Annotated in this window: 13 protein-coding genes; 3 read left to right on the top strand and 10 right to left on the bottom strand. The window is 47.7% G+C overall.

Going from position 1 to position 12,485, the window contains the following annotated elements:
- The 7 genes from kdpA to LUQ50_RS14460 all read right to left on the bottom strand — a co-directional run.
- Positions 1 to 1,953: potassium-transporting ATPase subunit KdpA (gene kdpA / locus LUQ50_RS14490; protein ID WP_300040884.1), on the bottom strand; the 1,953-nt coding region annotated here is incomplete at its 3' end.
- Positions 1,954 to 2,326: 373 nt separating this feature from the next.
- Complete coding sequence (locus tag LUQ50_RS14485) at positions 2,327 to 3,019, bottom strand: PAS domain S-box protein (RefSeq protein ID WP_300040882.1); 693 nt, start codon at positions 3,017 to 3,019, stop codon at positions 2,327 to 2,329.
- A 440-nt stretch (positions 3,020 to 3,459) separates the two neighbouring features.
- Positions 3,460 to 4,626 carry a radical SAM protein gene (locus tag LUQ50_RS14480; RefSeq protein WP_300040880.1) on the bottom strand — a complete coding sequence of 389 codons (1,167 nt, stop codon included), beginning with the start codon at positions 4,624 to 4,626 and terminating at the stop codon, positions 3,460 to 3,462.
- Positions 4,623 to 5,429, bottom strand: a complete 807-nt coding sequence (locus tag LUQ50_RS14475) for an EFR1 family ferrodoxin (protein WP_300040878.1) — start codon at positions 5,427 to 5,429, stop codon at positions 4,623 to 4,625. Before LUQ50_RS14475 ends, LUQ50_RS14480 begins: the two co-directional genes overlap by 4 nt.
- Positions 5,426 to 5,917, bottom strand: coding sequence for an NAD(P)H-dependent oxidoreductase (locus LUQ50_RS14470; protein ID WP_300040875.1), 492 nt, complete (start codon positions 5,915 to 5,917; stop codon positions 5,426 to 5,428). The genes LUQ50_RS14475 and LUQ50_RS14470 overlap by 4 nt, the downstream gene beginning before the upstream one ends.
- A 61-nt stretch (positions 5,918 to 5,978) precedes the next feature.
- Entirely contained in the window at positions 5,979 to 6,836 is an 858-nt protein-coding gene (locus LUQ50_RS14465; protein ID WP_300040873.1) for a metalloregulator ArsR/SmtB family transcription factor, read from the bottom strand.
- 283 nt (positions 6,837 to 7,119) lie between these two features.
- Positions 7,120 to 8,298 carry an MFS transporter gene (locus tag LUQ50_RS14460; RefSeq protein ID WP_300040871.1) on the bottom strand — a complete coding sequence of 393 codons (1,179 nt, stop codon included), beginning with the start codon at positions 8,296 to 8,298 and terminating at the stop codon, positions 7,120 to 7,122.
- 187 nt (positions 8,299 to 8,485) lie between these two features.
- Between LUQ50_RS14460 and LUQ50_RS14455 the strand changes: the two genes are divergently transcribed.
- Positions 8,486 to 9,694, top strand: a complete 1,209-nt coding sequence (locus LUQ50_RS14455) for a hybrid sensor histidine kinase/response regulator (RefSeq protein ID WP_300040869.1) — start codon at positions 8,486 to 8,488, stop codon at positions 9,692 to 9,694.
- 25 nt (positions 9,695 to 9,719) lie between these two features.
- On the opposite strand, the gene LUQ50_RS14450 is transcribed toward LUQ50_RS14455, so the two are convergent.
- Complete coding sequence (locus LUQ50_RS14450; RefSeq protein WP_300040867.1) at positions 9,720 to 10,061, bottom strand: DUF3147 family protein; 342 nt, start codon at positions 10,059 to 10,061, stop codon at positions 9,720 to 9,722.
- Between the two features lie 203 nt (positions 10,062 to 10,264).
- On the opposite strand from LUQ50_RS14450, the gene LUQ50_RS14445 reads away from it, so the two are divergent.
- Complete coding sequence (locus tag LUQ50_RS14445; RefSeq protein ID WP_300040864.1) at positions 10,265 to 10,690, top strand: hypothetical protein; 426 nt, start codon at positions 10,265 to 10,267, stop codon at positions 10,688 to 10,690.
- Positions 10,691 to 10,705: 15 nt separating this feature from the next.
- On the opposite strand, the gene LUQ50_RS14440 is transcribed toward LUQ50_RS14445, so the two are convergent.
- Entirely contained in the window at positions 10,706 to 11,248 is a 543-nt protein-coding gene (locus tag LUQ50_RS14440) for a GNAT family protein (protein ID WP_300040862.1), read from the bottom strand.
- Positions 11,249 to 11,441: 193 nt separating this feature from the next.
- On the opposite strand from LUQ50_RS14440, the gene LUQ50_RS14435 reads away from it, so the two are divergent.
- On the top strand, positions 11,442 to 11,777 hold the full coding sequence (locus LUQ50_RS14435) for a hypothetical protein (RefSeq protein WP_300040860.1): 336 nt from the start codon (positions 11,442 to 11,444) through the stop codon (positions 11,775 to 11,777).
- 102 nt (positions 11,778 to 11,879) lie between these two features.
- On the opposite strand, the gene LUQ50_RS14430 is transcribed toward LUQ50_RS14435, so the two are convergent.
- Positions 11,880 to 12,347, bottom strand: a complete 468-nt coding sequence (locus LUQ50_RS14430) for a MarR family transcriptional regulator (RefSeq protein WP_300040858.1) — start codon at positions 12,345 to 12,347, stop codon at positions 11,880 to 11,882.
- Positions 12,348 to 12,485 lie beyond the last annotated feature (138 nt).

Genomic DNA, 12,485 nt, shown 5'->3' with positions numbered 1-12,485 from the left:
GTACTCCGGTGTCCGGCCTACCATCAGTCCGGCTATGAACATTGCTATGACAACATAGACAATCATAACGCCGAGGCCTGAACCAACTCCCCCATATACAATCTCTCCAAACTGAATCATCATGAGTGGTATCATCCCACCCAGTGGAGTGAAGGAGTCATGCATAGCGTTTACGGCACCACAGGAAGTCGCGGTAGTACTCACGGCAAAGAGGGCACTATTAAAAATACCAAAGCGTACCTCCTTTCCTTCCATATTTCCTCCGGGCTGTAGAGAAGATGCGGTCTGATCGATTCCAGTCACGGAAAGGAGTGGATTTCCCGCTTGTTCAGCCCAGAAACAGATCCCGATCATCGGGACCAGAATAATGGTCATGGCGATAAGAAGGGCGATTCCTTTTTTGACCGATCCGATCATCCTTCCAAACGTATAGCACAGACCTGCCGGAATGAGAAGGAGGGCAAGAATCTCCAGGAAGTTTGTAAGTGGTGTCGGATTTTCATACGGATGGGCAGAGTTTACGTTAAAGAATCCTCCCCCGTTCGTACCGAGAAGTTTGATTGCGATCTGGGATGCTGCCGGCCCTTGTGGAAGGATTTGAGTGTCGGTTATTACGGTTCCGTTATCGGTGATAAGATCGAGGAGGGGAACCGTCACCGGAACGTCAAAGTTCTGAACAGACCCCTGGGATACTAAGATGAGCGAAAGAAGAATGCTTAACGGGAGAAGAATCCAGACACTGCGGATTAAAATGACCCAGAAATTGCCGATATACCCGGTTTGTTTGCGGGAGAATCCATAGATGAGAGCAATAAGAACTGTCATGCCGGTTGCTGCAGAGAGAAAATTCTGCACCGTCAGACCAACCATCTGGGTCAGATAACTTAGGGTAGTCTCGCCGGTATAAGCCTGCCAGTTGGTATTGGTTGCAAAACTCACGGCGGTATTCAGGGAGAGATCCGGAGCAACAGCACCAAGCCCAAGAGGATTGAGCGGAAGATACTGTTGTATCTGCTGAAGGATAAAAACGACCAGAATGCCCAGAATATTGAATATCATGAGTGCTCCGGTAAACGTTTTCCAGTCCATCTCTTCATCTGCACGGACTCCCGCAGTCTTCAGAATCCACGCTTCAAGAGGGGTGCTAATCCGGGAGATGAATGTCGGTTCTCCCTGGTACATAAGGGTCATAAACCGACCGATTGGAACTACCAATGCAAAGAGTACGACAAAAAATAACCCAAATTGCAGCCAGTCAGTATCTCTGATGCCAAAAACGGTCGCTGTATTATCAGAGACCTTCTTCACTGAGTCAGATGAAATTGATTGTTTGCCTGACTGACCGGATGACTGGTACTGATCCAGTGCCTGGTTCATGGTCAGGACATTGACCCGGCTTTCTCCAAGGACACCAAACTGTGGTCCCTGAATGTGCTGATTCACCAGTGTGGTAAGTTCATCATCTCCGATTCCCCGTATCTTTGCAATTCGTGGAATCTGGTAATAAGCTGAGGCCACACTGATGTCAGGGTCAAGACCACTTCCTGAAGTGGTAACCAGATCGATTGGGATGAGTATTGAAGTATTAGTTGAACCCTTGTGCAATGCATCAACCGATACGGAAACTCGATCTTTCAGCCCCGGATTTGTCGGGCCGAAGTTCGAACCTGATGAAAGACTGGAATTATATGCAGGAGAGGTTGCCGAAGGTCTTCCCCAGAAATACTTGTCTGAAGAGTACGGCTGTCCGATAAGGGCAGACCCGGAGACCTTTCCATCAACCGAGATCAGACTTCCATGAGCCTGCCAGGGAAACGCGACCTGTGCAATCCCGGTAACCACCAGAGGATAACAGATTCCGGTAATGATCGTGAGCAATACGAAGATAATTATCGCAGGTTTAATCTGGCTGATAATGTTGAATACTGAACTGGTTAGTTGCACAAAACTCATCCCTTAAGAAGGAACTGGTCATAGTCGCAAATCTTAGGTAATCATCGGGATAGATAATATCTTTCCTCTCTTTCAAAGCGAGTATAGATAAAAAATTGGGATTGGAAGGATATTTAGAGAGATTTTTTTAAGGGTGTTTTTTCCCGGGTTTTCGCGCGGCTTTTCCTCGCAAAAAATCGATGTATTACCGGGTATTTTTTAAAAAAATTGCTCTCGGCAACGATATGCCCGAGAGAGATCAAGAGATTATCAGCAGGTACTAAAAAAGGGATTATTCTCTAAAACGTACCGATCAAAATGTCTTTCCTCTGTTTTGACCCCAAAATACGGGTGTATTGTTCAACTCATAGGTTTTTTTTAATCACAAAAAGGTTTAATCGGATTTTTTTCGGATGATCATCATTACGGCAGGTTCTCCATCCCAAAGAATTTCTCCGATCCAAAGATCTGCAATATGGTTCCTGCCATCGCTCAGTCCGATACCAATATCTGATAATTCTATTTTTGCGCCTTCTGTTGCCTTGGTGATACTTGATAAGATCTGATCCCGGGTTTCAGGGTCAAAGAGATGCACCCATTCACGCCCCGTTACACCATTTTTTGGTCCAAAGAGGTCGAGATTGGCCGGGTTGCTATACTGAATTGTTTCATCTCGAAGGATTAGTACTGCTTCGGGAGATGATTCAATCATACTCTGATATCGTTCTTCACTTATCTGCAGGAGTTCTTCTCTTTTTTTGTTCCTCCAGATCAGGGCCGCTGATACTATCAGTAAAACACTGAAAAATCCCCGGTTTATGAGGGCATAAAACTCTGACATATCCCGGGGTGAAATAAAGAAACTGATACATGTCAGGATGATCGCTGTCCCCGCCACGAGGAATGGCCCATATTGCCACCTGATATAAAGTGTGAGGAACAGGGGAATGAAGTACAGTATCCAGGTCATCAGACCGAGCGGGGTGGTGATATCTGAATAAAAAATGATTGAGATTGCGATGATGAGCAGAGAGACGATCTGGGTTAGATTTTCCTTGGGTGGAGGGGTTTCAGATTGTGGTACCATGATACTACATTGGTCATTCGGGATAAATCTCTAATGGTTAATGGAAAGGCTCAAAGGATCGTGTACCTCAGATGCTCATTTACGGATCAGGGGATCGTGTACCTAAATGAATAGATAGGTATCAATCCTGTCTTCAGTGAAGCATCTTGAAAGATGCCAATGAAGAAAACCGAATTGAAGTTATCAAACGCTATATTGAGGGAGAGACGCAAACAGAAATTTGTAGGTGTCTCCGTAAATCTAATCCAGGTTCGTAAAGTGTTCGAATCGAAACAAATCAGGAAGTGGGGATTGGTACAAAGAGCAGTTGAAAAGAGCCAAACTTCACCCAAATCAGATCGGTCAATCTATTGAAAATGCTGTTGTCAAAAAAGAAACGCCCTTATGGAGGATAGTGGGAACACGACCCTACATCGTACCCATTTAAAACGACGAAGAACTCATATTTTTCGTTCAGTCAGCAGAGAAGATACCCATTTCCGGTTTGTCCAGAGAGCACACCCTCCGCCAGATTCGGTTAACATTTCATGGTTTGATCTGATCCGGGCAAGAAAATCAGAACCAAGAGCATCACGAAGAGAGACACGGGTGACGTTCACATCAGAGAACGGGGCTGCAGGACAAGGTTCCAGATCTCCTGACGGATTGATATGAATAAACCCCCTGCCTGCTGAAAGGCATCCGCCAAAGTTCTCCTCATCACCGGGAAATCCGATAAACAAAGCAGGATACTGATCAGAAAACCCGGATAGATACCGGTTAAGATCAGAACGTTGTTCATCAGAGATGAGAAGACCCCTGGTTCCCTCATCAATCGGGACGTACTCTACATATGCAAACAGACGGCAGCCATGAACAATCATCTCCTGGATAAACTGGTCACCGGTAACATCCGGATAGTTCTCCCTGGTAACAGTAACTGAACATCCGAAAAAAATATGATGCTTTTTGAGGAGAGAGAGCGCAAGAAGAACAGCCTCATATGTTCCTTCACGCCGACGAGAGTCGGTCATCTCTTCAGTGCCTTCGATACTCAGAATAGGCACAATATTTGGTAACTTCCCAAACTCTGTTGCAAGGGATTCATCAACAAGCAGTCCGTTTGTGAAGATGGCAAAGATGAGATCAGGGTATGCACGGGCAAGCATCAGGATCTCATTCCTTCTGACCAAGGGTTCCCCTCCAGCCATCACCAGAAATGAAACTCCAAGATCAACACATTCTGAAACCAGATCCATCAACTGGTCAGAGGTCATTTCAGGTGTTTCAGCCCGGTGCAGGGATCGCATATAGCACCCGTGACAGGCGAGGTTGCACTGGTGGGTCAGACTGAACATTACTACCGGAGGAACCTGAAGTCCTTCTGTTGCCAGGGCTTCACGACGAGCAGCAGCTCTTTTTTGCACCGAAAGCAGCCGGGTTGCGGTTATGAGCAGGAAGGGATCCGAACGGGTAATCCTGATCACCTGTCTGATACTTGCTTTGATACTTTCAGAAAGACGGGAACTGTATATTCCTGACACTGAACCCTTATCCACCCGATACCGGACCTCACGGGATGCCTGGATCTCTTCCTGCCCGAATGAGCCGGTATCAGGAGTATTCATTCAGGAAGACCCTTCTGCATCTGCATATCTGCGGGAGTGACATCAGGATGATGATACCTTCCTCTTCCTTCAGTACCGAACAACATGTCCAGATTAATTGCCTGTACAGGGCAGTAATTCAGGCATGCACAGCAGAGTTCACACCGGTTCGCATAGACCGGACGACCATCTGCCATCGTGATGTTTCCGGTTGGACAGACCTGAACACAGGTTCCACAGGAGGTGCAGGCTTCTGATACTGAAAATTTTTCTCCTGAACGGCGGACATTTTTCGTAAACGGTCCATAGAGCATGAACTGGAGCAGTGAGGTGAGCGGAGTGAATCCTGGTCGTCTCTCATCACCGTTCCTGATAGCAGTTGCAATCCTGACACATTCGTTCTCCGCCCTCTGAAGAATCAATGCCTGTTTTGCTCCCACCGGGGGAACACCCACCGGAGGAAAGTTACCAGGCATTTTTACGAGGAAACCCGCGTTGATCCCTCGTCCGTTACGATTCCGGATTCCAGAATCTACCAGTTTCAGGGCAGCAGCACCCGTTCCTCCGAGCGTGAGAACTGCAAATACATACTCATTATCATTCACAACAAGACGCTCAAGAAAATCCCGGACCAGAACCGGGATACCCATATCATACACCGGGCAGCAGATCCCGACACGCCCTTCAGGAGCCTTGATAGTTCCATTTCCCTTCATCAGGGCAGGGATCGGGATCAGTTCAGTCTCTCCGATCAAATTTGCGATTTTACGGGCAATGGTAAGCGAATTCCCGGTACCGGTAAAGTAATAGAGTGTTGTCTTCATGACGACTCCCCTGCTGCTTTGATCTTTTCAATAAGCGAGAGGATAGCCGTTTCATTAATAACACCCTGCTTATCGAGCGTTTCACCACCAACCACAATCATACCCGTCTCATATGCACGGATTTTGAGCAGGGTGGTGGCCTGATCACCACTTTTCGCATCACCGCAGGTGGTAACCACAAACACACGTTTTCCCTCTCCTCCTGATATTGAACGCAATGCCCCGTTAATGACCGGTGTGGGTTTGCCTGCCCAGACCGGAGATGCCAGCACCACCAGATCTGAATCAGTAAGGGAGATCTGATCAGGAGTAACGGCATCCGCAGCTGCAGTAAGTGCCCGGTAGCACCCCTTGGTAACTGCAGAAAGGGTTGAATATTGCTGATTCGGGACTACTTCGATGATATTTCCACCGAGCTGCCGACTGATTTTTTCTACTACTGCCCGGGTCTTACCGGTATGTGAATGATAAATGACAGTGATATTCATGATGGTCACTCTTTCTCCGGGTATGAGTCACTTCTGGTTGCATGAGATGAAATAACTGATGTCATACCTGATATGCTCCAATGATCGTTCGGATCAACTCCATGACCCGTTGGGGATCTTCAGTATCACGATGTGAGAACGAACTCTGATTCACTACTTCAACCCCTCTTGATTCCATCTTCTTTTTCAGAATCGGGAGGCAATTGCCAGGATTGCTGCAGTACGTTACGCAGATGACGGCTTTCTTTCCTGAACATCCAAAGAGTCCAGATACCAGGGAATTTGCTGCCGGAGCAGGTTTCCATGCCCATACGGGCGATGCAATGACAAGCAGGTCATACGAGGATACATCAATTACCGCCGGAGTGATCTGATCCGTCTCCTCATTCCGTGATCTGATACAACCGGTTGTGAAAGCAGTAAATGAGCGGTATTTCTTCAGGGTTTGAACTTCAATCAGATCTCCCCCGCAAACTGCATGGATCTGCTCCATCAGGCTCCGGGTTATTCCGGAATATGAGTAGTAGATAATTCCTATGTTCAGAGGACCTTCAGGATTCTTTTCTCTGATGAGCTGCTGATTGCACCGGGAGAGAACCGTGGTTCTCATCTGATCAAACATCTCGGCAATACAAAACATACGGGTACGGTTCAGGGTGAAGTAGACATGAAATCCAACTCGTGTTGCCTCAACAAGACCGTCAGATTTGAGGAGTTTCAGATGCTGGGATACCGCAGGCTGTGAGATCCCGATGCGTGAGGCCAGGTCTGATACCCCCAGCGTACCAGAGGTATCAGTAGCCAGATGAAAGAGTATACGCAACCGGTTCGCATCGCTCAAAACTTTAAACGCGTCTGCAAGATCCCGAGCATGGGGCTTGTCATCGGGATTACCGGTTCCCGGATCGTCTACTGCCATGAAGTGTATAACTAATTACTTATACTCCTATTACATATTTCTGTATGGTGCTGCGAGGCCTGATCAGAGACTGACCAACGGTTCCCACACCGCTGATACCCTCAACCTCCTATATCAAAACGATCAGTCCATGCTTTACGCATGGATCCGGATCAGATCCTTTGTCATGCACCGATCTGCAGACAGTATGAGGATAGCAGTACACTATTGACTGTGCTTCCTCATATTTTTTAATTGAGCCAATACGGTTGCGATTCTTTTGTTCCGGTTTTCGGGAATGCTATCACCAGGGTGTAGAATCAGTGTTGTTATGCATGGTAAAGAACACCAGGGTGCAGCCGGCACTTACTACCGAAGCGATGAAAAATACGGTGTGAATTCCTGACATATCCATAATTACACCGGAGACGAGGGGTGAGACGATGAGCCCAACCGATAACGCAGTATTTACCAGCGATGATGCACTACCCTGACCAATATCACGACCAACCACCGTGACCAGTGCATACATTGCAGGAAGCGAGATTCCCCTGCCGATTCCCATCAGGAGGGCACCGGCCAGGTAAGGAGCAAGGCCGGATAAACATGGCAGGATGAACAGGGAAACACCGATCATAGCAGTTCCTGCCGCAATCAGATGATACCGGTCAAACTGATCTGCAATTCTGCCAAAAAAATGTTGAAACACCGGAGTTGACAGGACAGATACCAGGATCACAATCCCGGTCTCTGATGCTGACAGCTCCCCATCCCTGATAGCAAGAATCGGAAGAAATACCATAAAAGTCCCGTTTGCGAGTGCATACATCAACTGGTAGAGGACCGGACCATGGAGGGGTTTGTGGGTGATGACATTCCTGAGTGGATATTTTTGAACCTGTCGCGGGGCAATATCAGGCAGGAACAGGAGTGCGGTAATCAGCGCAAGAAACGACATGAGAGTCATTGAATGAAAAACCGCATTCATCGTGAAGAGATCAGAGATGGTTCCACCGATGAACGGACCCAGACCCATCCCAAGTGAGATCGCACTCGCAAACGAACCAACAAATCTCCCTTCCTTTCCTACCGGGGCGATATCACTGATATATGCTATCGCTACCGGGAGCACCATTGCTGAAGCTATGCCATGCAAAAACCGCAGAGCGGTGATCTCAAGTACCGAACCGGCTACGGTGTACAGGGCAGATATAAGTGAGTAAATACACAATCCAACCAGAATAAGCCGGCGACGCCCATGGTTGTCTGACAACTTGCCAAATACCGGAAGGAACAATGCCCGTGACAGGGAAAACGCAGAAAAAATTGCACCGATCCAAAGCCCGGTTGCTCCCAGGGTGGCCACATACCGGGGAAGCAGTGGAATTACAATACCCACTCCTATCATCGTGGCAAAGACCGCAGAGTAGAGTGAGAAAAAGATTCTGCTCCGGGTCTGGTGGTCTATGGAAATAACAGTCATCAGAGTAAATCCAGGGTATTTAAGGGATCATACCTGTTCTGGCTGGAACATTCGTAAGATATTCACTCATCGTATCAAGGGAAATAGGATCTGGATTCGATCTCAATCAGAATCGCTTCATGGAACTCATGTATCAGGCCAGAATAACCAATACTATTTTACTGCAGGAGATCAGAACACTGGTTAGATGCCCCCCGTCAGACTCTCGGTGCTCGTGGTCGATGATGACATCAGCCTACGATTCATCAGTAAACGATATCTTGAAGAGTCAGGCACTTTTTCAGTATACACCGCAGAATCAGCAACAGAAGCACTGACTTTTCTTGAGTCACCTGAGTTGCGGTTCGATGCAATCATCTCTGATTATTATATGCCAGGGTATGATGGCATGTGGTTTTTGAAACATGTCAGATCCAGATACGGGAGTATTCCGTTCATCCTCTTCACCGGAAAGGAGGAGGATCAGATCATCAGTGCTGCCCGGGATGCCGGTGCAGATCATGTCCTGATAAAACAACGGGATATGAAGTCACAGTGGATGGAGATCGCCCATATCATTAAGGAGGGAACACTGGAACGGGTTATCGAGGAGATGCTCCCTGAAGTGCTCGTACCCCTCTCAATTCCTGGTTTGAAGAAGCATGAACCGCGATCAGGGACTGAATCTTCAACTGATCCAAGAGAAGATCTCTCACCCGTTACTACCGTCCGGGATGCAACAACCCTGGGAAAAATTGAGGAAGGGCTTCATCGGGCAAAGGAGAAACTCAACAATCTTGCCAGTGTCACAAGGCATGATATTCTGAACCAGGTACAGGCAATAGAAGCATTCTGTGATCTGCTGGAAATCAGGGTAAAGCAGGACACAATTGCGAACGAATATCTGACCTATATCCGCCAGTCCTGTGAGAAGATTGATCAGCAGATCCGGTTTTCCCGTGAGTACCAGAGGCTCGGGGATAAGGAACCGGCCTGGCAGCATATCGAGACTATTGTTGCGACAGCAGTGGCTGAAACCCTCCCGGACACGATAACAGCAACCATCACCACAGGGGGGATTGAAATCTTTGCAGACCCGATGCTGTCTCTTGTTTTTGTGAACCTGTTCAATACCATCAGAGAACACGGGATGTCAGTAACCCTGGTATCGGTCAATTTTTTTGTCATGGACAGGGAAGGGGTGCTCACGATTACCGATAACGGAACCGGAGTGCCTGATGACCGGAAAGAGGAGATATTTGAGAGAGGAGGATCAAATTCGGGATTCAGTCTCTTCTTTGCCAGAGAGATCCTGGAGATTTCAGGAATCTCTATTGTGGAAACAGGTACCTACGGGAAAGGTGCATGTTTTACGATTACCATCCCACCCGGGACCTGGCGAAGCATTACCGGATAACTATGCTGCTAAACCCTGTTTGCAGTTATCCAGGAGTGATAACCCGGTTCATGAGGAGAACACCCACAACCCAGACCAGATATGCCCCACAGATACTCGGGATGAAGGAGAGGCGTTCTGCCAGCAGATACAGTACTGCCAGGAAAAGAATCGACGGTATTGCAAAATAGAACGAACCAAGCACAAGCTGATGAGCAACCTCATTCCCTGCCTCATGGTAGGTGAAGATAAAGGCGATGGTGGTAGTTATCGGAGCAGCTGCCAGAATTCCACCATACCGGGGATCAACATGCTGAACAATCAGGGTAACTCCCACAATGATGAATCCGGCAGTGAGAAATTTCAGAAGAGTATACAGGTAATCCATAACAGAAGAGTGTGTATGCTGACCGGAGTTATACATACTGAGTAAGTATGAATGTCGCCGAAGTGCCAGGGGATGAACCCAGGTCTGGATTTCCAATATTTAACAGCCTGATCTGATGAACAGATAAGAGGTATGATCGCGGTAGATTCAGCAGTGATGCACCCTATCGATATCTTGATTTACATTCGCGCAGGAATATCGGTATGAAGTACGTATTGCTTCTGATCAGTCTGACTCTCATCCTGAGCTCAGGAATGACGACCGCAGAAAAAGACGCCGATATTGCAGGTACATGGGTGACCACTGAAGGGATGGTTGCTGGTTTTACCGGAGAAATCACCAACTTAACTCCACATGGTGATATCTGGAATCTTACCCAGCAGGATCGAATCATCATCGGAACAAATTCATTTCAACTCGGAGATGAGCAGATTGTGGAGAACCTGACCGGGATCATCAGTCCTGATGGAAAGACTGTGAACATCGTGGACAAGAACGGTGGTCTATATCTGGGAACTCTGAACGTTGATAACACCCTCTCAGTCAGTTATCTCAACACCGGTGAGATCAGGGACAAGGAAGGTTATGGCCTTGCATTATCCATGACCATGGAGAAAAAAACAGGGTAAGATGCCCCCAGGGGATCAGGGGATCAGATGAGCGGTATCAGAATCATCCCTGAATCTGACATACAGATACTCATTAAGGGTTACTCCCTGCTTGGTGATGGCTCTTTTATGAACTGCCTCCAGGGAAAACCCATTTTTCTCCAGCACCCGCATGGAGCCTGGATTGTTTGAAAAGACTCCTGCCTGTATCCTGATGAGATCATACGAATCGAAGGCAACCGGAAGAAGGGCCCTGATTGCATCTGATACAATCCCCCTCCCCCAGTACGTTTCTGCAAGCCAGTACCCGATCTCCGCAGTATGACGATAGATGTCATCCAGACGATGGATACCGATTCCCCCTACCGCCTCGCCATGAACCTCAATTGTCAGAAACAGATTCGGGTGATCGCCAGTCGCCATCGCAATGAACCGATCCGCATCAGCCACTGAATACGGGTGGGGGAACCCGTCACGCATGAACGCAGCTATCCTCGGATTATCTGCAGATCGAACCAGTGATTCGCGGTCTGTTTCCTCCCAGGGACGGAGGAGTGAGAAGGGTGTTTTCAGGTTCATATCAGTTCAGACCCTATAAGATTCTAAAGGCAAAAGGGGGTGTCAGGTAATGCAGGTTCCTGACTTCGCACCATTTGATTTGATCTCCAGTACCAAATACCAAATCCTGTATGCTTCGAAAGCCGAATACCCATTCACCAAAGATCCTGAAACCGAACTTCTATCAGGTACAAATGAGTAATACACCAGTACGATGACCCGTATTCCACTCATTCCCTGCCAGACTTGCCGACATTATTATCTGAATACTTCCGGGGACATGCTGACCTGCGAAGCATTCCCCGCTGGTATTCCAACACCAATCCTTTCAGGAGCGGTGGATCACACAGGATCATATCCTGGTGATCAGGGGATCTCATATGAACCGATGCACGGCCCTGAAATTATTCCCAGGGATGAAGGGGAGATCAGGGTCGGAACCGTGAACATGGATTTTGATCTGGGAGATGAAGTGATCAAACGGGGTGGGATCGATATCATGATTCAGGTAAACCCGATCAAAGAGCGGTTTGGTGACCGGTACACGTAGCCTCTGCATTCAGGAGAAGGGAGATGCATATTTGAGCAAAATTCTCAGGAGGGAGCCCGGTGATAATAGATACCATCACCAGAGGGTGCCCAACCAGGGAGATCATCCCTTCTCTTCATGAGATTCATCGGTTTCATCACAATCCTGGAGATTGGCGATAATCCGTCTGAGTTTCTCTTCAAAATCGCTGATCTCACCTGAAGAGAACCCTGCATAAAAGATCCCGATCATCTCATGTGAGACCTGGAGAAAGAGATCACGGATAATCTCATGATCGCGTGCCAGTGAAATGAGAATAACACGCCGATCATTGGGTGATGGCTTTCTGATGATCAACCCATCCAGTTCAAGCCGGTCCAGCATACTGGTCAGGGTTGATTTCTGGAGTTTAGTCCTGCTGACAAGTTCCCGGATCGGGATGTCATCGCCTTTCCAGAGTGCGAACAGAATCCTACCCTGTGCCGGGTTAATTGCACCAAGTCCGTGATCCCGGAGTTTGCGGGCAAATACTCTCCCCGATAACTGGTGTACCTGGGAGATCAGGATCCCGCCTTCAGAAAGTGACTTCATGCTTCGGATACAGGATTCCAAACTGCTGAATCAAGGGATTCATAATATTTAGCAATACCATGTATAAGACAGAAAATTGCAAAGTAAGGGTCCTGCAACCCGACAGTATAGAACATTGTCCATTCATTCTTCCATATC

Source organism: Methanospirillum sp. (assembly GCF_028679455.1).
Taxonomy (GTDB): Archaea; Halobacteriota; Methanomicrobia; order Methanomicrobiales; family Methanospirillaceae; genus Methanospirillum.
Note: the sequence above shows the minus strand (reverse complement) of the source record. Positions and strands in the feature narration are given on the sequence as shown.

Excerpts from the sequence above, each read along its gene's own strand:
- LUQ50_RS14435 (WP_300040860.1), top strand. The coding sequence starts at position 11,442 with ATGACCCGTATTCCACTCATTCCCTGCCAGACTTGCCGACATTATTAT.
- LUQ50_RS14445 (WP_300040864.1), top strand. The coding sequence starts at position 10,265 with ATGAAGTACGTATTGCTTCTGATCAGTCTGACTCTCATCCTGAGCTCA.
- LUQ50_RS14475 (WP_300040878.1), bottom strand. The coding sequence starts at position 5,429 with ATGAAGACAACACTCTATTACTTTACCGGTACCGGGAATTCGCTTACC.
- LUQ50_RS14460 (WP_300040871.1), bottom strand. The coding sequence starts at position 8,298 with ATGACTGTTATTTCCATAGACCACCAGACCCGGAGCAGAATCTTTTTC.
- LUQ50_RS14440 (WP_300040862.1), bottom strand. The coding sequence starts at position 11,248 with ATGAACCTGAAAACACCCTTCTCACTCCTCCGTCCCTGGGAGGAAACA.
- LUQ50_RS14430 (WP_300040858.1), bottom strand. The coding sequence starts at position 12,347 with ATGAAGTCACTTTCTGAAGGCGGGATCCTGATCTCCCAGGTACACCAG.
- LUQ50_RS14470 (WP_300040875.1), bottom strand. The coding sequence starts at position 5,917 with ATGAATATCACTGTCATTTATCATTCACATACCGGTAAGACCCGGGCA.
- LUQ50_RS14465 (WP_300040873.1), bottom strand. The coding sequence starts at position 6,836 with ATGGCAGTAGACGATCCGGGAACCGGTAATCCCGATGACAAGCCCCAT.
- LUQ50_RS14480 (WP_300040880.1), bottom strand. The coding sequence starts at position 4,626 with ATGAATACTCCTGATACCGGCTCATTCGGGCAGGAAGAGATCCAGGCA.
- LUQ50_RS14450 (WP_300040867.1), bottom strand. The coding sequence starts at position 10,061 with ATGGATTACCTGTATACTCTTCTGAAATTTCTCACTGCCGGATTCATC.
- LUQ50_RS14455 (WP_300040869.1), top strand. The coding sequence starts at position 8,486 with ATGCCCCCCGTCAGACTCTCGGTGCTCGTGGTCGATGATGACATCAGC.
- LUQ50_RS14485 (WP_300040882.1), bottom strand. The coding sequence starts at position 3,019 with ATGGTACCACAATCTGAAACCCCTCCACCCAAGGAAAATCTAACCCAG.